This is a genomic window from Methyloversatilis discipulorum, assembly GCF_018780585.1.
In the GTDB taxonomy this organism is placed as follows: domain Bacteria; phylum Pseudomonadota; class Gammaproteobacteria; order Burkholderiales; family Rhodocyclaceae; genus Methyloversatilis; species Methyloversatilis discipulorum_B.
This window is the reverse complement of the sequence record NZ_JADMJL010000050.1, coordinates 25970-47129: the sequence shown is the minus strand read 5'-3', so window position 1 is coordinate 47129 and position 21160 is coordinate 25970. Positions and strand designations below refer to the sequence as shown.

Here is a 21160-nt window from a genome sequence, read left to right as displayed (position 1 = left end):
GGGAAGAATGGCTCGCATACTGGTCGTAGATGACGAAATGGGGATCCGCGAACTGCTGTCGGAAATCCTCAGAGACGAAGGGCACGACGTGACGCTCGCCGAGAACGCGGCGGCGGCGCGCGCGGCGCGCACGGCGCAACGGCCCGATCTGGTGCTGCTCGATATCTGGATGCCCGACACCGACGGCATTTCACTGCTGAAGGAATGGGCTTCGGGCGGACAGCTGACGATGCCAGTCATCATGATGTCCGGCCACGGCACCATCGATTCGGCAGTCGAGGCGACGCGCATCGGCGCGATGGACTTCCTCGAGAAGCCGATCGCGCTGGCCAAGCTGCTGAGCGCGGTCAAGCGCGCGCTGGCGCGCGGCGCCTCGCCGGAGCAGCGGCCGAGCGCACCGTCGCTGAGCGCCGTCGGACGCAGTGGCGTGCTGCGCGACCTGCGGCGCAAGATTGAGCAGATGGCCGCCCGCTCGCGCGTCGTCCTGCTGCGCTGCGGTCCGTCCAGCTTCGGCGAACTGGCGGCGCGGACGCTGGCCGCGCCCGGCCGGCGCTGGCTGGAACTGGCGACCATCAGTGGACCGATCACGCAGGAACAGCTCGATGCCGCGCGCGGCGGCGTCATCCACACCGGCGACATCGCTCACCTGTCGCGCATGCAGCAGAAGAACCTCGCTTTCGCGCTGGAGCGGCTCGACCGCCTGGACGCCCGGCTGATCGCCTGCTGTGCGCAGGGTGCGCCGGAACTGCAGGCGGCAGGCTGGGAAGAAGCCGTGCTGGCGCGGCTGTTCGAGATCGTGCTGCCGCTGCCGGCGCTGGCCGAGCTGCGCGACGAAGTCGCCGATCTGGCCGAGGACGTGCTGAAACACCTGGTCGAGGCAGGCGAGGTGCCGACGCGTCGACTGGCCGAGTCGGCGCGTCCGCTGCTGCGCCAGCACGGCTGGCCCGGCGGCTACGGCGAACTGGTGTCGGTGCTGCGCTCCGCCGCGCTGGCCGCGCTCGACGACGAGGTGGACGCGAGCGCGCTGCGCGCGCTGCTGCGGCCGGCCGGCACACCGGTGCTGCCCGGCCTCGACCAGCCGCTGCGCGAAGCGCGCGAAGCCTTCGAGCGCATGTACTTCGAGCACCACATGGAACGCGAGGGTGGCAACATGACCCGCCTGGCGGAACGCTCCGGACTGGAGCGCACCCATCTGTACCGCAAGCTCAAGCAGCTCGGACTGCCGATCGGACGGCGCGGCGAACACCACGAGTAAGGCGCGCGTCGCGGCCAAGGCCGCTCCCACAATAGTTGCGCCTGAGCTGCGACCGGAGCCGGAGGCGGATTTCTGTGGGAGGGGTCTTCCGACCCGACAGCTGCCTGTGCCCAAGCCTGAGGACTGCAGCGGCCGCGTCGCGGCCAAGGCCGCTCCCACAAGGGTTGCGCCCGGCCTGCGACCGGAGCCGGGGGGCGGGCTCTGTGGGAGGGGTCTTCTGACCCCGACAACAGCCTGTATCGAAGCCCGCGGACCGCAGCGGCCGCGTCGCGGCCAAGGCCGCTCCCACAGGGGTTGCGCCTGACCGGCGGCCCGAGCCGTAGGCAGGGTTCTGCGGGAGAGGTCTTCTGACCCCGACAGCAGCTTGTGCCCAAGCCTGCGGACCGCAAGAGCCCCGTCGCGGCCAAGGCCGCTCCCACAAGGGTTGCCCCCGGCCTGCGGCCCGAGCCGGAGGCGGATTTCTGTGGGAGGGGTCTTCTGACCCCGACAGCTGTCTGTGCCGAAGCCTGCGGACCGCAGCGGCCGCGTCGCGGCCAAGGCCGCTCCCACAGGGGTTGCGCCTCACCGGCGGCCCGAGCCGGAGGCGGAGTTCTGTGGGAGGGGTCTTCTGACCCCGACAACTGCCTGTGCCCAAGCCCGCGGACCGCAGCGGCCGCGTCGCGGCCAAGGCCGCTTGTACAGAAGTTGCGCCCGATCCTGTATCACGGTTGGCCGCCGCAGCCGCCCTCGCAGCACACACCCCATGCCATGCGGATTTGCAGTTAGACTTCGCGGCGTCTCATTCCATGACATACAGATGTCACTCGCCATCCTGCGCAGCCGTGCGCTTGCCGGCATGCAGGCGCCGGAGGTTGCGGTCGAAGTACACGTGTCGAACGGCCTGCCCGCCTTCTCGCTGGTCGGTCTGCCGGACGTCGAAGTGCGCGAGGCACGCGACCGGGTGCGGGCGGCCATCCTCAGTTCCGGCTTCGACTTTCCGACCCGGCGCATCACCGTCAATCTGGCGCCAGCCGACCTGCCGAAGGAATCGGGCCGCTTCGATCTGCCGATCGCGCTGGGCATCCTGATCGCCGCGGGCGCGCTCGACGCGCACGACATCGACGGCATTGAGTTCGCCGGCGAACTGTCGCTGACCGGCGCGCTGCGCCCGGTGCGCGGCGCACTGCCGATGGCGCTCGGCGCCCGCGCCGCCGGCCGCACCTTCGTGCTGCCCGCCTCGTCGGCGCCGGAGGCGGTGATCGCCGGCGGCATCGACGTGCGCGCCGCGACCTCGCTGCTCGACGTGTGTGCGCATCTGTGCGGGCAGTCGGCGCTGCCGCGCGCGATGCCGGCCAGCGTGCCGGATCGGATGGCCTGCGCGGATCTGGCCGACGTGCGCGGGCAACTCGGCCCCCGCCGCGCACTGGAGATCGCAGCCGCCGGCAATCATTCGCTGCTGATGTCGGGGCCGCCGGGCACCGGCAAGTCGATGCTGGCCGCTCGCTTCACCGGCCTGCTGCCGGACATGGACGAAGCCGAGGCGCTCGAAACCGCGGCCGTGCTGTCCGGCGCAGGTCTGTTCGACCCGGCTGCGCTCGGCCGCCGCCCCTTCCGTGCGCCCCATCACTCGGCCAGTGCGGCGGCACTGGTCGGTGGCGGCGCCATCCCGCGGCCGGGTGAAATATCGCTGGCGCACAACGGCGTGCTGTTCCTCGACGAACTGCCCGAATTCGACCGCCGCGTGCTGGAGGCGCTGCGCGAGCCGCTGGAAACAGGCCACGTGACCATTTCCCGCGCCGCCCACCGGGCCGAGTTTCCGGCCCGCTTCCAGCTGATCGCGGCGATGAATCCATGCCCCTGCGGCTATCTCGGTCACCCGTCAGCGCGCTGTCGCTGCACGCCGGACCAGATCGCACGCTATCGCGGCCGCCTGTCCGGGCCGCTGCTCGACCGCATCGATCTGACGGTCGTCGTACCGCCGCTGACCGAACACGAACTGCGCGCCGGGCCGGGTGAGGCCAGCGCCGAAGTGAGGCAGCGGGTGTGTGCGGCGCGGGCGCTGCAGCAGCGACGTCAGGGCAAACCGAACCAGCGGCTGGAGGCAGCGGACATCGACCGCCATTGCCCGCTGGACGACGCAGCGCACGCCTTGCTGGCGCAGGCGATGAATCGGCTCAGGCTGTCGGCGCGCGCCTATCACCGCTGCCTGAAGGTGGCGCGGACGATTGCCGATCTGAACGGACGGGAAGTGATTGCGGCGAACGAAGTCGCCGAGGCGGTGCAGTTCCGGCGCGCCCTCGACGCGCCGGCCAACTGAGGCCGGACGCTCAGCGGTTGCCGGCGATCTCGCGGAAGCGCGCGCGGTCCTCTTCGAAGCGCTTGCGGGTATCGACCAGATCGCGCTCCTTCTGTGCGATGTTCTCGCCGATCTGCCGCAGATCCTCGCCATTGGTGTCCAGCCTGTCCTTGATTCCGGACGGCACGCGCTTGCCCTTGGTGGTGAATGCGGCGGCGTCCTTCTCCAGCTTCTTCTGGCGCTCGCTCAGCGTCTGCTGCTGCTCGCGCAGACGGGAAAGCAGTTCTTCGATGTCGGCGATGCGCCGGTCGCGCGCAACGTCGATCTCGCGTTCGCTGGTGTAGGTGTTGAGCAGCGTGGTGTCGCGACGTCGCTGCTCCTGGCGCACCATCTCCTCTTCACGCGCCTTCTTCGCATCGGCATCGCGCTTGGCGCGCTGGGCGTCGGTCATCGGCGCCTCGACCTGCTTGACCGTCGCGCCCTGGCTGTTCAGCTCGCGGTAGCCACGGTCGGCACAGGCGGCCGGGAGTACGTCACCGCACACCTGCTGGCCGCGCGCGTCCTTGCAGCAGTAGACGCGCGCCTCGCTCGCCGGCACGTGCAGCAGGGCCAGCGCAAGCAGGCCCGGCGCGAGGTGACGCAGTTTCCCGGATTTCATCTTCAGCCATTTACTCCGTATTTCGCGCGGTAGGCACGCACCGCGTCGAGATTGCCCTGCATGCCCGGACTTTCCTGCAGATAGCCGACCAGATCGTCGAGCGTGGCGCAGGCAACTACGGGCATGCCGTATGAACGTTCCACTTCCTGAACTGCTGACAATTGTCCGGTGCCCCGCTCCATGCGGTCGAGGGCAATCGCCACACCTGCCGGTTCGGCGCCGGCCGCGCGGATCAGCTCGACCGACTCGCGCACCGAGGTGCCGGCGCTGATCACGTCGTCGATGATGAGCACCCGGCCCTTCAGCGGCGCGCCAATCAGCGTGCCGCCCTCGCCGTGGTCCTTCGCTTCCTTGCGGTTGAACGCAAAGGGCAGGTCGCGGCCGCGCTGCGCGATCTGCATCGCGGTACCGGCGGCCAGAACGATGCCCTTGTAGGCCGGTCCGAACAGCATGTCGAACTGCGGCGCACGACTCATGATCGTATCGGCATAGAAGCTGCAAAGCTTGAGCACCGAAGCACCGCTGTTGAACAGCCCGGCGTTGAAGAAGTAGGGGGATTCGCGCCCCGCCTTGGTGGTGAAGCTGCCGAAGCGCAGCACGCCGGTATCGACGGCGAACTTCACGAATTCACGTCTAGAATCCACGGGCTTTTCCAATCAGAACGGACAAACCGGCCATGTTACGTATCGTGTCGCTCAACCTCAACGGTATCCGCTCGGCCACCACCAAGGGGGTGTGGGACTGGGTCGCCGGCACGGCGCCGGACGTGCTGTGCGTGCAGGAACTGAAGGCGCAGGAAGCCGACCTCGATGCGTCGATGCGCGCACCGGTGGCGATGGGCGGCAGCGACGGCCACTTCCATTACGCCACGAAGAAGGGCTACAGCGGCGTCGGCCTGTACGCGCGGCGACAGCCGTCGCGGGTGATCACCGGTTTCGGTGTCGAGGAGTTCGACAACGAGGGCCGCTACGTCGAGGCCGACTTCGGCGATGTGACGGTGATTTCGCTCTACCTGCCGTCCGGCTCCAGCGCGCCCGAGCGGCAGGAGGCCAAATTCCGCTTCCTCGACCGCTTCCAGCCGCACCTGGCCGCGCTTCGGTCAAGCGGGCGCGAGATCGTGGTGTGCGGCGACTGGAACATCGCGCACCAGGAGATCGACCTGAAGAACTGGAAGGGCAATCTGAAGAACTCCGGCTTCCTGCCCGAGGAGCGCGCGTGGATGACCACACTGCTGGGCGCGGGCGGCTGGGTCGACGTCTATCGCACGCTGCACCCGGACGCCACCGACGACTGCTACACCTGGTGGAGCAATCGCGGCCAGGCCCGCGCAAAGAACGTGGGCTGGCGCATCGACTACCAGATCGCCACGCCGGGAATCGCGGCGAAGGCCCGCGCGGCAAGTGTCTACAAGGACGTACGCTTCAGCGATCATGCTCCGCTCATTGTCGACTACGATGTCGATATCGCGTGAATTCCGAAGTCATCGTCCCGACCGCCGAAAGGACCGTCATGAAAGCTCTGCGCAGTCTCGCTCTCGCCGCCGCTCTGAGTCTTTCGCTGCCGGCCGCGGCTGACTGGAAGGAACTGGTCGTGTTCGGCGACAGCCTGTCGGACACCGGCAACTTCCAGACGCTGACATCGGGTCTGTTCCCGTCCGCAGCTTTCGGTTACGCGCCAGGGCGTTTTTCCAACGGCCCGGTGGCGGTCGAGTATCTGGCCGCCTGGCTGAACCTGCCGCTGGACAACCACGCGGTGGGCGGCGCGCGCACCGGCACGCCGGTCGGCGGCGGCTCCGACAACTACGTCGAGGACACCAGCCAGGGCACGCTGCTTGCGGGCCTCTTGCAGAAGTCTCCGGGCTGGCTGAACGGCACCGGCATCAGCGCGCAGGTGGGTGACTACGTGGCCGGAGGCGGCGGTGGCGCCGACAAGCTCTATTTCATCTGGGGCGGCCCGAACGACTATTTCCTGCCCGCTTCGCTGACCACGCCCGCCACCGTGGGCAATGCGGTCAGCAATCTGCAGACGGCGATCACCTCGCTGTACGAAGCGGGCGCCCGCGATTTCCTGATTCCCAACATGCCCGATCTCGGCCTGACGCCCTCCTTCGTCGAGGAAGGTCCGCTGGCGGCCGGTCTGGCCAGTTCGGTGTCGGCCGCCCACAACGCCGCGCTCGCGCTGATGCTCGACCAGCTGGACCTGAATCTGGCGGACGCGCGGTTCCGCACGGTCGACGTATCGGGCCTGCTCAATGCAGTGGCACTTGATCCCGGTCAGTACGGCTTCACCAATATAGATACACCCTGCCAGACACAGGCCGGCTGCCCGGCCAATCCGGCGGGCTATCTGTTCTGGGACGATGTCCACATCACGACGGCCGGTCATCAGGCCGTGGCGACCGCGTTTCTTGCCGCGGCCCTGGTTCCGGAGGCAGAGCGCTGGGCCATGCTGCTGGCCGGCCTGAGCCTGCTCGGTGTAGCCGGCCGCCTACAGCGGAAGCGCCCGGCCGACGACACCGTCGCGTTGCGGCCTGCAACCTGAACGGCTAACTTCGGGGGTCTGCCCCGAAATGACTTCACTCGCAAAGGAGAAGAGCAATGTCCGAACTGATCGATCCGAACACCGTCACCAAGGAAAAGCTGGTTGCAGACCTGAAGGTGGTCATCTCCGACGCCGAGGAACTGCTGCGTGTGACGGCCAACCAGGCCGGCGAGAAGGTGGGCGAGCTGCGCGTGCGCATGCAGGAGAATCTCACCTCCGCCCGTCACAAGCTGGCCGATGCGGAAGCCGCGCTGAAGGAAAAGTCGCGCGAAGTGGCCCGCGCCACCGACGACTACGTGCATGAACACCCGTGGAAGTCGATTGGCGTCGCCGCTGGCGTAGGTCTGCTGGTCGGTCTGCTGATCGGCCGCCGCTGAGTTCGCGATGGCCGCATCGCCCCGGCCTGAGCGCCTCGCCGTATCGCTGAAGGGATTCGTTTCCAGCCTGATCGAGATCGTTCACGTCAGGCTGGAACTGATTACCGTCGAAGCGCGCGACGAAGCGCTGCGCCTGACCGAGCTGCTGGTCTATGGCGCGCTGGCCATCGCCTTCCTCACCTTCGGCATCGCCTTCCTGGCGGTGCTGCTGACGGTGCTGCTGTGGGACAGCCACCGTCTGCTGGTGCTGACGCTGTTTTCGACGCTGTTCATCACGCTGGGCGTGGTCGCCGCGGTCATCGCCCGCGCGCGCATGGCTGAAGGCACGCGGCTGTTCGCATCCACGCTGGACGAACTGAAGCGCGACCGCGACGCGCTGGACCGATGAACGAACGGCGCCTGCGTCTGGCCCTTGCGCGCGAGCGGCTGGTCGAACGATCACGTCGGCTGCGCGTCGAAGCGGCGGCACAGTCGGCGGTGCTCGACCCGGTACTGAACGTCGGCGACCAGATCCGCGCCGGTGCCGCCTGGGTGCGCAGTCACCCGGAGGCGCTGGCGGCTGCGCTGGTCGGCTTCGCGCTCGTGCGCCCGCGGCGCGTCTGGCGCTGGGGCCTGCGGCTGTGGGGCGCCTGGCGCCTGCTCGGCACGCTACAGCACCGGTTGACGTCCCGCTGAGCGGACAGACGCTCAAGTTTTCCGGCAGGACGCCGAATTCAGCTCATTGCCACCGCATCCCCGCTCCCCCGATGACCACACACTCCGCACAGGAACTGGCGCGCAGAACGACCGAACTGGTCACGCTGCCTGCCATCTACCATCGGGTGAAGCAGGTCATCGACGACCCGGATGGCTCGGTGATCGAACTGGCCAAGGTGGTGGCGGCCGACCCTGGCATCACGATGCGTGTGCTGCGCGTCGTCAACAGCGTGTTCTATGGCTTCCCCGGCAAGATCGAAACGATGCAGCGCGCGGTGAGCGTGCTCGGCATGCAGCAGGTGCACGACATCGTGCTGGCGACGACGGTGACCGCCGTATTCGCCGGCATGCGCCCGGAGCGCATGGATGTCGCCCGCTTCTGGCGGGCCTCGGCGATGCGCGGCCTGCTGTCGCGCGCGGCCGCCAAGAGTTGCGGCCTGCTCGACGCCGAGCGGCTGTTCGTCGGCGGCATGCTGGCCGACATCGGCCACATGGTCATGTACATGCACGTGCCGCAGGAGTCGGAACAGGCGCTGGTCGACAGCCGTGCATCGGGCGCGCCAATCGAGCATCTGGAACGCGAGATCGTCGGCTGCGACTACGCCGCGGTGGGCGAAGCGCTGCTGACCGAATGGCGGCTGCCACGCAGCTTTGCCGTCGCCATTGGCGCCCAGATCGATCCGGCGCACGGCGCGCCGCACGAATTCGAAGCGTCGCTGCTGCATCTTGCGCGGCACGCGGTCGGCTACGACGCGGAGCTGATTGATTCGGCCCGCATCGTTGCCTCGGCCTCGCCGGCCGCCTGGCAGATCACCCGGCTGGAGCCGCAGGCCTTCGAAGGCGCCTGCGCGGAGGCGGGCAGCTCGCTGGCCGCGGTGATGGGACTGTTCTTCTCCGAATACGCGTAGTCGCCTGATCGGCGCATCACGACCCGCCGCAGACCGGACGGAAGGCGCGGGCACTGGTATCTTCCCGCTTACCTGCCGTCTCACTCCGTCCGCCCTTGATCCCCACTTCCCCTGCCGCCGGCTGGCTCGACAGCCTCAAGGTGTATGCGCACCCGCGCGTCATCGGCATGCTTTTCCTCGGCTTTTCCGCCGGACTGCCGCTCATCCTGGTGCTCGGCACGCTGTCCTACTGGCTGCGTGAAGCGGGCATCGACCGCTCGACCATCGGCTATTTCAGCTGGATAGGTCTGGCCTACGGCTTCAAATGGGTATGGTCGCCGCTGGTAGACCGCCTGCCGCTGCCCGGCCTGACCCGGCTGCTCGGGCGGCGGCGCAGCTGGCTGCTGCTGTCGCAGCTGGCCATCGCTGGCGCGCTGTTCGGCATGGCCAACACCGATCCGGCGCAGGCGCTGGAACGCATGGTGTGGTGCGCGCTGGCGGTGGCCTTCGCCTCCGCCACGCAGGACATCGCGCTGGACGCCTACCGCATCGAGGCGGTCGAGCAACGGCTGCAGGGCGCGATGGCGGCCACCTACCAGGGCGGCTACCGCATCGCGATGATTGCCGCCTCGGCCGGCGTGCTGTGGCTGGCCGCCTCGGTCGATGCGACCGATACCGCCTACGAACACGCACCCTGGCGCTTCGCCTATCTGATCATGGCGGCCAGCATGGGCGTCGGCATCCTGACGACCTTGCTGATCCGCGAGCCGGACGCGCCGGTGTCGGCGGACACCGTGCAGCGCGAGGCGCGCACCCGCGAGTGGCTGGCGCATGAAGGACTGCACGGCCCGCTGCTGGCCACCGCCGCCTGGGTGCACGGCGCCGTGGTGTCGCCCTTCGTCGATTTCATCCGCCGCTATCGCTGGCACGCGGTGCTGCTGCTGGCACTGATCGGCACCTACCGCATTTCCGACGTGGTGATGGGCATCATGGCCAACGCCTTCTACGTGGACATGGGCTATACCAAGGACGAAGTGGCCAACGTGGCCAAGGTGTACGGCGTCGGCATGACCATCGTCGGCGCGGTGATCGGCGGCGTGCTGACGGCGCGCATTGGCGTCATGAAGACGCTGTTCCTCGGCGCCGCGCTGTCGTCGGCAACCAATCTGCTGTTCGTCTGGCTGGCCGGCCGCGGCCACGACGTGAACGGGCTCATCTTCGCGATCTCCGCCGACAACCTGTCGGCCGGCATCGCCTCTTCGGCCTTTGTCGCCTATCTGTCGGGGCTGACGAACGTGGCCTACTCGGCCACCCAGTACGCGCTGTTCAGTTCGCTGATGCTGCTGCTGCCGAAGTTCATCGCCGGCTTTTCCGGCGTCTATGTCGACGCCCACGGCTACGAAGCCTTCTTCACCGCCACCGCGCTGCTGGGCGTGCCGGTGCTGGGACTGGTGGTGCTTGCGGGGAGGGCGCGGGGCAGGGACTCGGGAGGAGAGGCTAGGGGCTAGCGAATTCCGGGCGGAGAAGCCGCCCGCATGCTTCCTCTAGCCCCTGACCCCTAGCCTCTAGCCCCTCCCAATCTGTACAGCGCAAAACTGCCAAGAAAGTTCGGCTCTTCCTGCACCGGCTGGCCGGCATCGTCGAGCACCAGGCGCTCGCGGATTTCGATGCCCAGCTTTTCGCACAGCGCTTCGAAGTCGGCGATGGTGAAGAAGCGGACGTTGGGCGTGTCGTACCACTGGTAGGGCAGGCGGTCGGACACCGGCATGTGGCCGTCCATGATGGCCATGCGGTGCTTCCAGAACGCGAAATTCGGGAAGCTCACGACCGCCTCGCGGCCCACCCGCAGCATTTCGGTCAGCAGCTTTTCGGTGCGGTGCAGGGTCTGCAGCGCGTTCGAAATGATGACCAGATCGAAGCTCTGGTCGACGAAGTCGTACAGCCCCTTTTCCAGGTCGATCTGCAGCACGTTGATGCCGTTGCGCATGCAGCTGATCACGCGCTCGATATCGATCTCGACGCCGTAGCCGCTGGCGCCGCGGCTGTCCTTCAGGTGGCGCAGCAAGGCGCCGTCGCCGCAGCCGAGGTCGAGCACGCGCGCGCCCGGGCTCACCCAGTCGGCGATCACGTCGTAGTCTATGCGTCCGTCCAGTGCAGTCATGTCAGTACCCGCCTCACACCGTAATGTTGTCGAAATACGCACGCAGCACTGCATGGTAGTGCGGGTCGTCGAGCAGGAAGGAATCGTGGCCGGCCGACGATTCGATTTCGGCGTAGCTCACGTTGCGACCCTTGCGCATCAGCGCATCGACGATTTCGCGCGAGCGCGACGGCGCAAAGCGCCAGTCGGTCGAGAAGGACACCAGCAGGTAGTCGGCAGTGGCCGGCGCGAAGGCGGCCGCCAGATCGCCGCCGGCGTCGTGCGCCGGGTCGAAGTAGTCGAGCGCGCGGGTGGCCAGCAGATAGGTGTTGGCGTCGAAGCTGCCGGCGAACTTGTCGCCCTGGTAGCGCAGATAGGACTCGACCTCGAACTCGACCTCGAAACTGAACTTGCGTCCGCCCTCGCGCAGCCGGCGGCCGAATTTCTCGGCCATCAGGTCGTCCGACTGGTAGGTGATGTGGCCCAGCATGCGCGCCAGCCGCAGACCGCGACGCGGCAGCGTGTTGTGTTCGTAGAAGTGGCCGCCGTGGAAATCCGGGTCGGTGATGATGGCCTGGCGCGCCACTTCGTTGAAGGCGATGTTCTGCGCCGTCAGCTTGGGTGCCGATGCGATCACCAGCGCGTGGCGCACGCGCGCCGGCAGGTGAATCGACCACGCCATCGCCTGCATGCCACCCAGGCTGCCGCCGATGATGGCCGCCCAGCAGTCGATGCCCAACCTGTCGGCCAGCAAGGACTGCGCCGCCACCCAGTCCTCGACCGTCACCACCGGGAAATCCGCCCCCCAGGGCTTGCCGGTTTCCGGATTGGTGCTCATCGGGCCGGTCGAGCCGTGACAGCCGCCAAGATTGTTCACGCTGATGACGAAGAACTTGCGCGTGTCGAGCGGCTTGCCCGGGCCGATCAGGTTGTCCCACCAGCCGGTGTTCTTCGGCGCGTCGGCATGGATGCCGGCTGCGTGGTGGTGACCGGACAGCGCCGGGCAGACCAGCACCGCGTTCGAGCGGGCGGCGTTCAGTTCGCCATAGGTTTCGTACATCAGCTCGAAACCCGGCAGCACGGCGCCGCTCTTCAGCGTCAGCGGCGTGTCGAAACGCGCGCACAGCGGGCTGACGATGCCGACGCTGTCTTCAGGGATGGATAGTTCGTTGGCCATGAAAAAACCCGGTTGACCAAAGCCAGGACCGGGTTCGCCCTCGCTTTAGCCGAATTTGTAAGGGAGATCCGGCAGCACACCGCCGGAGGAACCCGGGCGCCCGCAAGCTGAGACAAATCGGCGCCATGAAACAGGGGAAACTGCCTGCATTCTGGCGAATCAGGCGGGTTTGTCAATCGTGCGGCGCGTCACACGCTGACCGCGGTACCGCTCACGCACACCATCAGCATGCCGTTGTCGGCGCCCAGCACTTCGTAGTCGATGTCGATGCCGACCACCGCGTTGGCGCCCAGCTTCGCCGCCGCCTCGCTCATTTCCTGCATCGCCGCCTCGCGCGCGTCGGCCAGTGTGCTTTCGTAGGCGCCGGCGCGACCGCCGACCACATTGCGGACGCTGGCGAACAGGTCCTTGAAGATGTTGGCGCCGATGATGGCTTCGCCGGTCACCACGCCGTGGTACTGGCGGATGGGCCGGCCTTCGAGCGTGGGCGTGGTGGTGAGCAGCATTGGCGTTCTCCGGTGACTATGCGAAACATCCTGGGCGAAAGACCCTGGCGACCTTACCCCGGCGACTTTACTCTTCGTCCATCACCGCGGTGGTGTAGACCTCCTGCACGTCGTCCAGACTGTCCAGCACGTCCAGCAGTTTCTGCATCTTCACTGCGTCGTCGCCGGCCAGCGGGCTTTCGTTCAGCGGCTTCATCGTCACTTCGGCGAATTCGGCCTTGAAGCCGGCCTTTTCCAGCGCGTCCTTGACCGCAACGAAGTCGGCTGGCGGGCTCAGCACTTCGATCGAGCCGTCGTCGTTGGTCAGCACGTCCTCGGCGCCGGCTTCCAGCGCCGCTTCCATCAGCGCGTCTTCGGAGGTGCCGGGCGCGAAGATGAACTGGCCGCAGTGCTTGAACATGAAAGCCACCGAGCCGTCGGTGCCGAGGTTGCCGCCATACTTGGAAAAGGCGTGGCGCACGTCGGCCACGGTGCGGGTACGGTTGTCGGTCAGGCAGTCGACCATGACAGCAGCACCGCCGATGCCGTACCCTTCGTAGCGGATTTCCTCGTAGCTTGCGCCGTCGAGCTCACCGGTCCCGCGCTTGACCGCGCGATCGATGTTGTCGCCGGGCATGTTTTCGCCCTTCGCCTTATCAACCGCCATGCGCAGGCGCGGATTGAAGTTGGGGTCGCCGCCGCCCATCCGGGCTGCCACGGTGATTTCCTTGATCAGCTTGGTGAACACCTTGCCCCGCTTGGCGTCCTGACGACCCTTGCGATGCTGGATGTTGGCCCACTTGGAATGACCGGCCATGAAAGAAGACGTCCGTTGGAAATGTGCAAGCCGCGATTTTAATCGAGAGCGCCGATGACGGGCTCAAGAGCGTTGCGCCGGACTCCGTTAATTCCGAATGGGAATTTTCCGACCCCCGTGGCCGGCGGGTGAATGCAATCGTGACAAGTACAAGACTTCTGATCGCTCTGCTGGCCATCAGCGCCAGCAGCGGCGCCCTGGCGGACGACCCGGCTACCGAGCCGTTGTGGCACTTCGGCGGCTTCGGAACGCTGGGCGCCGGTTATCACAGCCAGGAGGACGTCGTCTATCGGCGTGACCTGGAGCAGGCTGGCGGCATCGAGGGCGACAAGCTGGGCTTCCGTCTGGACACCCGCATCGGCCTGCAGGCGAACGCCAGCTTCAATCCGCGCTGGTCGACGACGATACAGGCGGTCAGTCGCCTGAACAGCGAAGGCAACTGGGCGCCCATCCTGAGCTGGGGCTTCGTGCGCTACGCCCCGACCGACTGGCTGGAACTGCGCGCCGGCCGGCTCGGCGCCGACATCTACCTCGAAGGCGACTCACGCCACGTCGGCTATGCCTACACCGCGGCGCGACCGCCGACCGAGGTGTACGGCGTGGTGACGCAGGACCGCTTCGATGGCGCCGACCTCACGCTGCGCACGCCGATCGGCGACGGACTGGGCAGCGTCAAGGTGTATGGCGGTCAATCGCGGGGCGACTTCTACCTGTACGGCCAGCGGGTGACGCAGGACGATGCGACCACCGTGGGCGCGACGATCGAATGGGCGAACGACACGCTGACGCTGAAGGCGGCCTGGGCCGACATCCACGCGCGCGGCGACCGTTCGCTGGTCGAACTGCGCGACGCGCTGGCATCGGTACCGCTGGCGCAGGCACAGTTGCGGGCATCGCAGATCCAGACTTCGCACCACATCACCTTCGCCGGTCTCAGCGCGCGCTACGAAAACGGCCCGTGGTCGCTGCAGGGCATTCTTGCGCGGGAAACCTTCTCTCAGTTTCCGCGCTATTCCGGCTGGGGTTCGAGCGTGGTCGCCGGCTACCGCATCGGCGCATGGAAGCCCTATCTGACCTGGGGACGCATCTCCTTCGAGCCGGACGACAGTGCGCTGACGCTGCCGGCGCCGGCGGCTGCGCTGCAGGTCGTCTATGACCGCGTCGTGGACCGGCTGACGATGAATCAGCGCACTTTTGGCGCCGGTGTGCGTTATGACTTCGCCACCGATTACGCCTTGAAGGTACAAATCGAAAAGATCAATGCCTCATCGTCGTCGATACTGATCACCCCCAGCGGCCTGCCGGTCCGCGATGCCAGTCTGACGCTGTTCACCGTCGTGCTGGATTTCGTTTTCTGATGCCGCTGATGCACTTGTTCACCCGACGAACCCTGCTCACGCTCGTTCTTGCGTTCGTGAGCGGATGGGCGCGTGCGGAAACGCTGGCGGTCATCGTTCACCCATCGAGCGGGGTGGACAGCCTGAGCAGGGAGGAAGCAAGCCATCTGTTCCTCGGTCGCATCAAGCACCTGCCGTCCGGCACGCCCGCCGTCGTGCTGGATACGAAATCGTTGCGCGCGGACTTCTACCGCGCACTGGTCAATCGCGAAATGAACGAGATCAGCGCCTACTGGGCGCGCCTGAAATTCTCCGGACGGACCCAGCCGCCGGAGCAGATCGACGACGCCGAGTCGGTGCTGCGACGCGTCGCGGCCGAGCGCGGCACGATCGGCTATGTCGACGCCGCGCGGGTGGACAAGCGCGTCCGGGTGGTGCTGCTCCTTGAGTACTGAACCGGCTTCCCGCCCGCCCGGCACGCCCGACGCCGCGCACTCGCCGCGTCGGCTGCAGACCAGCGTGGTCTGGCGGACCACTTTGCTGATGCTGTTCTTCGGCGGGCTGGTCGGCGTTCTGGTCGCGCTGGCCAGCACCGTCATGGTCGGGCGTGAAGAGCGCGAACGGATGCAGCGGCATCTGGCGGAACTGATGGCCACCGTCGAGCGCACCGCCAGCGTCGCCGCCTTCGCGCGCGACGAACAACTGGCGAACGAGGTGGCCCGCGGCCTGCTGCTCAACGATGCCGTCGCCCGCGTCGTCATCACCGAGGGCGACCACGTGCTGGCGTCGGTGGGCGAGGCCGACAACGACACCGGCGTACTGCGGCTGCCGGTGCTCGCCCGGCCCCTGACCTCGCCGTTCGCATCCGACCAGCAGGTGGGCGAGCTCAAGGTATGGCCGGCCAGTTCGAAGATCGCGCACGACGCCGGCGCTTACTCGAGCTTCATCGCCATCATCCTGCTGATCGAACTGGTGTTCGTCGTGCTGTCGGTGGCCTGGGTGGTGCTGAACGTATTCACGCGCCCGGTGAAGAAGCTGTCGGATGACCTGCACCACCTCGAAATCGGCGTTGGCAAGCACGTTTCGGTACCGGCCGGCCACGCCGGCGACGAGATCGGCCGGCTGGCCGGCGACATCAATACGCTGATCACGCGGATGGACGACCTGCTCGCCACCGAGCGCGATACGCGGGCACAGCTGGAGGCGTCCGAGCGCAAGTTCAGGCTCATCTTCGAAAGCGCGGAAACAGGCATCTTCACCGTCGACAACGCCGGTCGCCTGCACGACTGGAACCCCTGGCTGGCGGCCAAGCTGCGGCTGCCGGCGCGCGAGGGCAGCGATCGCAGCTACGCGCTGGGCGCCCTGCTCGGCGACGCCTCATCGCGGCTCGATACGCTGATGGTGCGCGCCCTGAGCGACCAGCGGCCGACCTCAGCCGATTTCGGCGTGCAGTACGGCGAGTCCGGCGTGCTCTGGCTGCACGTCGTGCTCAACCCGCTGCCCGACGGCCTGCTGCAGGGCATCGCCAACGACGTGACCGAACGCAAGCGCGCCGAGGCGAGCGCGCTGGCGATGGCCGAGCGCGACCCGCTGACCGGTCTGCTGAACCGGCGCGGCATCGAGCACCGCCTCAGCAGCGCGCTGGAAAACCTGCACGGCAGCGGTCTGGCGCTGATGCTGGTCGATCTCGACGGCTTCAAGCAGGTGAATGACACGCAGGGCCACGAAGCCGGCGACCGCGTGCTCAGCTGGGTCGCGCGACAGCTGGAAGCGGTCGTACGGCGCACCGATCTGGTCGCGCGGCTGGGCGGCGACGAATTCGTCGTCGTGCTGTGCGCGCTGGAAAGCCCGGACACCGCGCGCTTCATCGCTGCCAAGATCGTCAGCGCACTGGCGCGGCCGATAGACGCCGGCGGCAACCAGCTGGTGCAGATCGGCGCCAGTGTCGGCATCGCCTACACCGACTCCCGGACAGACGCACCGGACGCATTGATGCGCCGTGCCGACGACGCAATGTACGAAGCCAAGCGCGCCGGCAAGTCGCAGTACCGCTTCGCGTCATAGGGCGCGCTCACGCTCGGTTTGGGCGCCGCGCTGGTAGCATCGCGCCATCCCCTCCGAGGACAGAAGCCATGGCCGAACCGCTCCACATCGCCCGCGCCGGCGACCTCTCGCTCGCCCTGCTGCCCAATATGGCCAACCGCCACGGGCTCATCACCGGCGCCACCGGCACCGGCAAAACCGTCACGCTGCAGTCGCTGGCCGAACGCTTCTCCTACATCGGCACACCGGTGTTCATGGCCGACGTGAAGGGCGACCTGTCGGGCATGGCTGCGGCCGGTACGGTCAGCCCGAAGCTGCAGCAGCGCCTCGACATGCTGGGCATCAGCGATTTCGTGCCCTACCCGAGCCCGGTCTGCTTCTGGGACGTGTTCGGCGAATCCGGTCACCCGATACGCGCCACCGTCAGCGACATGGGTCCGCTGCTGCTCGCCCGCCTGCTCGGCCTGAACGAAACGCAGGCCGGCGTGCTCACCATCGTGTTCAAGGTGGCCGACGACCACGGCCTGCTGCTGCTCGACATGAAGGACCTGCGCGCGCTGGTACAGCATGTCGGCGACAACGCGGCGCAGTTCAAGACCCAGTACGGCAACATTTCCACCGCGTCGATCGGCGCCATCCAGCGCGGCCTGCTGCAGCTGGAGGAACAGGGCGCCGACCGCTTCTTCGGCGAACCGATGCTGGACATCGCCGACCTGATGACCTTCGACGAGCACGGCCGCGGCACCATCAACATCCTGGCCGCCGACCGCCTGTACAACTCGCCCAAGCTCTACTCGACCTTCCTGCTGTGGCTGCTGGCCGAACTGTTCGAACAGCTGCCGGAAGTGGGCGACATGGACAAGCCCAAGCTGGTGTTCTTCTTCGACGAAGCCCACCTGCTGTTCAACGAGGCGCCGCCGGCGCTGCTGGAAAAGATCGAACAGGTCGTGCGACTGATCCGCTCCAAGGGCGTCGGCGTCTATTTCGTGACGCAGAACCCGCTGGACGTGCCGGATTCCGTGCTGGCCCAGCTCGGCAACCGGGTGCAGCACGCGCTGCGCGCGTTCACGCCGCGCGACCAGAAGGCGGTCAAGACCGCCGCCCAGACCATGCGGCAGAACCCGAAGTTCGACGCCGAACAGGCCATCATGGAGCTGGGCACCGGCGAAGCGCTCATTTCCTTCCTCGACGAGAAGGGCCGGCCGTCGATGGTCGAGCGCGCCTTCGTGCTGCCGCCGGCGTCCCGCCTCGGCCCGCTGACCGCCGACGAGCGCAGCGCGATGATCCAGCACTCGCCGATGCGCGGCCGCTACGAACAGACGCTGGACCGCGAATCCGCCTACGAAATGCTGGCAGCCGCCGTAAACGCCAACCCGGCCGCCACCGGCAAGCCGGTGCCCGAAGCGCCGGCCGGCTCGGGCGGCGGCCTGCTCGGCGGTCTGGGCGACATCGTGTTCGGATCCACCGGCCCGCGCGGCGGTCAGCGCGACGGCATCGCGCAGATGGCCGCCAAGACGGTGGCGCGCACCATCGCCAGTTCGGTCGGGCGCGAAATCGTGCGCGGCGTGCTCGGTTCCATCCTCGGCGGACGACGGAAGTAGCGATGTCGACACCGGCCACCGACGCGCGCCTCGGCATCTGGCTCGCGGTCATCGCTTCGGCCGGCTTTTCGCTGAAGGCCATCCTGGCCAAGCTCGCCTATCCGCACGGCGTCGATCCGGTCACGCTGGTGGCGCTGCGCATGCTGCTGGCCGCACCGGTATTCGTCGTCGTCGCCTGGCGCGAAGCCCGGCGCGGCGCGCCGCTCAGCGCACGCGACTGGGTGACCGTCACCGTGCTCGGCCTGTTCGGCTACTACGGCGCCAGCATGCTGGACTTCTACGGCCTGCTCTACATATCGGCCGGCCTCGAACGGCTGGTGCTGTTCACCTACCCGACGCTGACGCTGCTGATCGGCTGGATGGCACACGGCCGCCGCATCACGCGGCGCGAAGTCGTCGCCAGCCTGCTCTGCTACGCCGGCATCGCGCTGGCCGTGGTACACGACATCGAAGTGAGCGGCGAAGCGGCCGTCATTGCACTGGGCTGCGCGCTGGTGTTCGGCTCCTCGCTCAGCTTCGCCATCTACCTGACCGGTGCCGCGGCGCCGATACGCAAGCTCGGCGCGACGCGCTTTTCGGCGCTCGCCACACTGGTGTCGACGGTGGCGGTCAGCCTGCACTTCGTCGCGCTGCGCCCGCTCGACGCGCTGGCGCAGCCTGCACCGGTGCTGTGGCTGGCGGTGGCGATGGCGCTGTTCTCGACCGTGCTGCCGGTGTTCCTGCAGTCGGCGGCGATCCGCCGCATGGGCGCGCAGACCGCCGCGCTGGTCGGCAGCACCGGTCCGGTCATCACCGTCTTCCTCGCCTGGTGGATGCTGGCCGAACCGGTGTCGGCGCTGCAGATCGCCGGCACCGTGCTGGTGATCGCCGGCGTGCTGTGGGTGGGCCGGCGCTGAGCAAAGCGTCACGGCAGCGGAATACGGCCATGCTATTTTCATCGTCCTTTCCGGGGACAGGGATGGATGCATGGACGTATCGCGTTTCGAACAGCTGATCCACCGCCTCGAAGCGGTGGCCGCGCGCAACCCGTCGGGCTATCGCGCGCGCGTGGCGGCGGTGGCGCTGCTCGGCTTCGTCATCCTGGCCGTCGTGCTCGGCATGGCCCTGCTGATGGTCGGTGCGCTGGCCGGCGTCGTACTGATGCTGTTCAAGGGCGGTGGCGCGGTGGCGCTGATCGCGCTGAAGCTGGGCAAGGCCCTCATCCTGCTCGCGCTGCCGCTGTGGCTGCTGCTGAAGACGTCCTTCCGCATGCTGCTGGCGCGCTTCCCGGCACCGGAGGGCCTGGAGATCAAGCGCGAGGATGCGCCCCGTCTGTTCGAGCGCCTCGACGACATGCAGCGACGGATGAACGGGCCCGTCTTCCATCACGTGCTGCTGGTCGATCAGCTCAACGCGGCCGTCGTGCAGCATCCGCGGCTCGGCCTGTTCGGCTGGAACCGGCACTACCTGATACTGGGCCTGCCGCTGCTGCAGACGCTGGACGAGGACGAGGCGCTGGCGGTGGTCGCCCACGAATACGGTCATCTGGCTGGCGACCACGGCCGCTTCGGCGCCTTCATCTACCGCCTGCGTGGCGCCTGGGGACAGATGCAGTCGATGGCGCAGACATGGGACGACTGGGGCAGCCGCCTCGTCGCCCGGCTGTTCGACTGGTACGCACCGTGGTTCAACGCCTACTCGTTCGTGATGGCGCGCGCCAACGAATACCAGGCCGACCGCTCGTCGGCCGAACTGGTCGGTGCCGCCGCAGCCGCCCGTGCGCTGCAGCGGGTGGGCGTCGCCGCGCGCTTCGAGGCGCAGGATTTCTGGCCCGGCATAGACCGTCTGGCCCGCCTGCAGGCGGAGCCGCCTTCCGCACTGAGCGGCGAATGGCGACGCGCGCTGTCGTCGCTCGACGAAGCGCGCGCCTGCCGCTACCGCGACGAGGTACTGCAGGAAAGCACCGGCTACGGCGACACCCACCCCTGCCTGAACGACCGCCTGCGCGCATTGGGCGAAGCGCCGTCACCCGTCCTGCCGGCGATCGGCACGACCGCGGCCGAGCGCTGGCTGGGCGACGCGCTGCCACGGCTGGCCGGCGTACTCGACGCCCGCTGGCGCGACGACGTACGCACGCGCTGGCAGGAGCGCAACAGCTATCTGGCCGAACGCCTGCAGCAGTTGCAGGCGCTGCGTGAAAACGGCGAACGCAGCGTCGAGGATGAATGGACGCTGCTGCAGCTGACTGCAGAACTGGAACCGGATGCCGACCGGCGGCCGGCCATCGAGGCGCTGCTGGCGCGGGCGCCGGACCACCTTGCGGCCCGCTTCGCGCTCGGCGATCTGAAACTGGACGCCGATGACGCCGGCGGCATCGACGACATCGAGGCGGTGATGCAGGCCCACGCCGACGCGATACTCGCCGGCTGCGAAACGATCTGGCGCTGGCTGCGCACGCGCGACCCGGTGCGCGCCGACCTGTACCGCGAACGCTGGGAAAGACTGCAGGCACATCTCGCCGGCGTGCAGCACGAAATGGACACGCTGGACCCGAAGTGCGAACTCGGTCGGCACGACCTGTCGCCGGAGACCGAAGCGGACATCGTGCGCGCCGTGCTGCCGCACGTCGATCGCCTCGCCCGCGTCTTCCTGCTGCGCCGACCGATCGCCGCCGACCCGCGGGCGCGTGCCTACGTGCTGGCTTTCGACATGACACGGCGCTGGCTGCGCAGCGAAGAAGCGCTCGGCAAGCTGGCGCGGACGCTGGCGGCGGCGGACTATCCGGTGTCGCTGCACGTGGTGCCGCTCGGCGCGAAGGCCTTCCGCGGCTGGCGCAAGCGCATCCGCGCGCTGGGCGTCGACGCGCTGCCGCTCGACAGCGGAAACTGAACC

General features: G+C 67.8%; 21 protein-coding genes. 15 read left to right on the top strand and 6 right to left on the bottom strand.

The genetic code is table 11. The features are described 5' to 3' along the window. Positions 1 to 7 precede the first annotated feature (7 nt). Together IV112_RS18910 and IV112_RS18905 are read left to right on the top strand one after the other, a co-directional pair. Positions 8 to 1255, top strand: coding sequence for a sigma-54-dependent transcriptional regulator (locus IV112_RS18910; RefSeq protein WP_304006165.1), 1248 nt, complete (start codon positions 8 to 10; stop codon positions 1253 to 1255). Between the two features lie 796 nt (positions 1256 to 2051). Continuing rightward, positions 2052 to 3551: a YifB family Mg chelatase-like AAA ATPase gene (locus IV112_RS18905; protein WP_304006162.1), complete on the top strand. Its 1500-nt coding sequence runs from the start codon at positions 2052 to 2054 to the stop codon at positions 3549 to 3551. 10 nt (positions 3552 to 3561) lie between these two features. On the opposite strand, the gene IV112_RS18900 is transcribed toward IV112_RS18905, so the two are convergent. Next, positions 3562 to 4188: a hypothetical protein gene (locus IV112_RS18900; protein ID WP_304006158.1), complete on the bottom strand. Its 627-nt coding sequence runs from the start codon at positions 4186 to 4188 to the stop codon at positions 3562 to 3564. Positions 4189 to 4190: 2 nt separating this feature from the next. Next, a complete protein-coding gene (gene pyrE / locus IV112_RS18895) occupies positions 4191 to 4811 on the bottom strand; it encodes an orotate phosphoribosyltransferase (RefSeq protein ID WP_304006242.1) in 621 nt (206 codons plus the stop codon). Between the two features lie 53 nt (positions 4812 to 4864). On the opposite strand from pyrE, the gene IV112_RS18890 reads away from it, so the two are divergent. The 7 genes from IV112_RS18890 (at position 4865) to IV112_RS18860 (ending at position 10197) form a co-directional block, all read left to right on the top strand. Continuing rightward, positions 4865 to 5659, top strand: a complete 795-nt coding sequence (locus IV112_RS18890; RefSeq protein WP_304006155.1) for an exodeoxyribonuclease III — start codon at positions 4865 to 4867, stop codon at positions 5657 to 5659. 38 nt (positions 5660 to 5697) lie between these two features. Then, positions 5698 to 6729 (top strand): SGNH/GDSL hydrolase family protein, encoded by a 1032-nt coding sequence (locus IV112_RS18885; RefSeq protein ID WP_304006152.1) that lies wholly within the window; start codon positions 5698 to 5700, stop codon positions 6727 to 6729. 56 nt (positions 6730 to 6785) lie between these two features. Then, a complete protein-coding gene (locus tag IV112_RS18880) occupies positions 6786 to 7106 on the top strand; it encodes a DUF883 family protein (protein WP_304006149.1) in 321 nt (106 codons plus the stop codon). A 7-nt stretch (positions 7107 to 7113) separates the two neighbouring features. After that, positions 7114 to 7494 (top strand): phage holin family protein, encoded by a 381-nt coding sequence (locus tag IV112_RS18875; RefSeq protein WP_304006147.1) that lies wholly within the window; start codon positions 7114 to 7116, stop codon positions 7492 to 7494. Beyond that, positions 7491 to 7781, top strand: coding sequence for a YqjK family protein (locus IV112_RS18870; protein WP_304006144.1), 291 nt, complete (start codon positions 7491 to 7493; stop codon positions 7779 to 7781). The genes IV112_RS18875 and IV112_RS18870 overlap by 4 nt, the downstream gene beginning before the upstream one ends. 71 nt (positions 7782 to 7852) lie before the next feature. Next, positions 7853 to 8710 carry an HDOD domain-containing protein gene (locus IV112_RS18865; protein ID WP_304006141.1) on the top strand — a complete coding sequence of 286 codons (858 nt, stop codon included), beginning with the start codon at positions 7853 to 7855 and terminating at the stop codon, positions 8708 to 8710. A gap of 95 nt (positions 8711 to 8805) precedes the next feature. After that, a complete protein-coding gene (locus IV112_RS18860) occupies positions 8806 to 10197 on the top strand; it encodes an AmpG family muropeptide MFS transporter (RefSeq protein ID WP_304006138.1) in 1392 nt (463 codons plus the stop codon). Positions 10198 to 10247: 50 nt separating this feature from the next. Here the strand turns inward: IV112_RS18860 and metW are convergent, their stop codons facing one another. From metW to IV112_RS18840, 4 genes are all read right to left on the bottom strand, one after another. Further along, a complete protein-coding gene (gene metW, locus IV112_RS18855; RefSeq protein ID WP_304006136.1) occupies positions 10248 to 10850 on the bottom strand; it encodes a methionine biosynthesis protein MetW in 603 nt (200 codons plus the stop codon). 13 nt (positions 10851 to 10863) lie between these two features. Continuing rightward, positions 10864 to 12006, bottom strand: coding sequence for a homoserine O-succinyltransferase MetX (gene metX, locus IV112_RS18850; RefSeq protein WP_304006133.1), 1143 nt, complete (start codon positions 12004 to 12006; stop codon positions 10864 to 10866). Between the two features lie 188 nt (positions 12007 to 12194). Beyond that, positions 12195 to 12512 carry a heavy metal-binding domain-containing protein gene (locus tag IV112_RS18845; protein WP_304006131.1) on the bottom strand — a complete coding sequence of 106 codons (318 nt, stop codon included), beginning with the start codon at positions 12510 to 12512 and terminating at the stop codon, positions 12195 to 12197. A gap of 67 nt (positions 12513 to 12579) precedes the next feature. Beyond that, positions 12580 to 13308, bottom strand: a complete 729-nt coding sequence (locus IV112_RS18840; RefSeq protein WP_304006128.1) for a YebC/PmpR family DNA-binding transcriptional regulator — start codon at positions 13306 to 13308, stop codon at positions 12580 to 12582. A gap of 140 nt (positions 13309 to 13448) precedes the next feature. Here IV112_RS18840 and IV112_RS18835 point away from each other — a divergent pair, with 140 nt between their 5' ends. The 6 genes from IV112_RS18835 to IV112_RS18810 all read left to right on the top strand — a co-directional run bounded on the left by IV112_RS18835 (position 13449) and on the right by IV112_RS18810 (position 21157). Then, a complete protein-coding gene (locus tag IV112_RS18835; RefSeq protein WP_304006125.1) occupies positions 13449 to 14666 on the top strand; it encodes a signal protein in 1218 nt (405 codons plus the stop codon). Further along, entirely contained in the window at positions 14666 to 15100 is a 435-nt protein-coding gene (locus tag IV112_RS18830) for a hypothetical protein (RefSeq protein ID WP_304006122.1), read from the top strand. Before IV112_RS18835 ends, IV112_RS18830 begins: the two co-directional genes overlap by 1 nt. Continuing rightward, on the top strand, positions 15090 to 16709 hold the full coding sequence (locus IV112_RS18825) for a diguanylate cyclase domain-containing protein (protein ID WP_304006119.1): 1620 nt from the start codon (positions 15090 to 15092) through the stop codon (positions 16707 to 16709). Before IV112_RS18830 ends, IV112_RS18825 begins: the two co-directional genes overlap by 11 nt. A 68-nt stretch (positions 16710 to 16777) precedes the next feature. Then, complete coding sequence (locus tag IV112_RS18820) at positions 16778 to 18289, top strand: helicase HerA-like C-terminal domain-containing protein (protein WP_304006116.1); 1512 nt, start codon at positions 16778 to 16780, stop codon at positions 18287 to 18289. A gap of 2 nt (positions 18290 to 18291) precedes the next feature. Then, positions 18292 to 19185, top strand: coding sequence for a DMT family transporter (locus IV112_RS18815; RefSeq protein ID WP_304006113.1), 894 nt, complete (start codon positions 18292 to 18294; stop codon positions 19183 to 19185). A 70-nt stretch (positions 19186 to 19255) separates the two neighbouring features. Next, the gene (locus IV112_RS18810; protein WP_304006110.1) at positions 19256 to 21157 is read left to right on the top strand and encodes a M48 family metallopeptidase; all 1902 of its coding nucleotides are present in this window, start codon (positions 19256 to 19258) and stop codon (positions 21155 to 21157) included. Positions 21158 to 21160 lie beyond the last annotated feature (3 nt).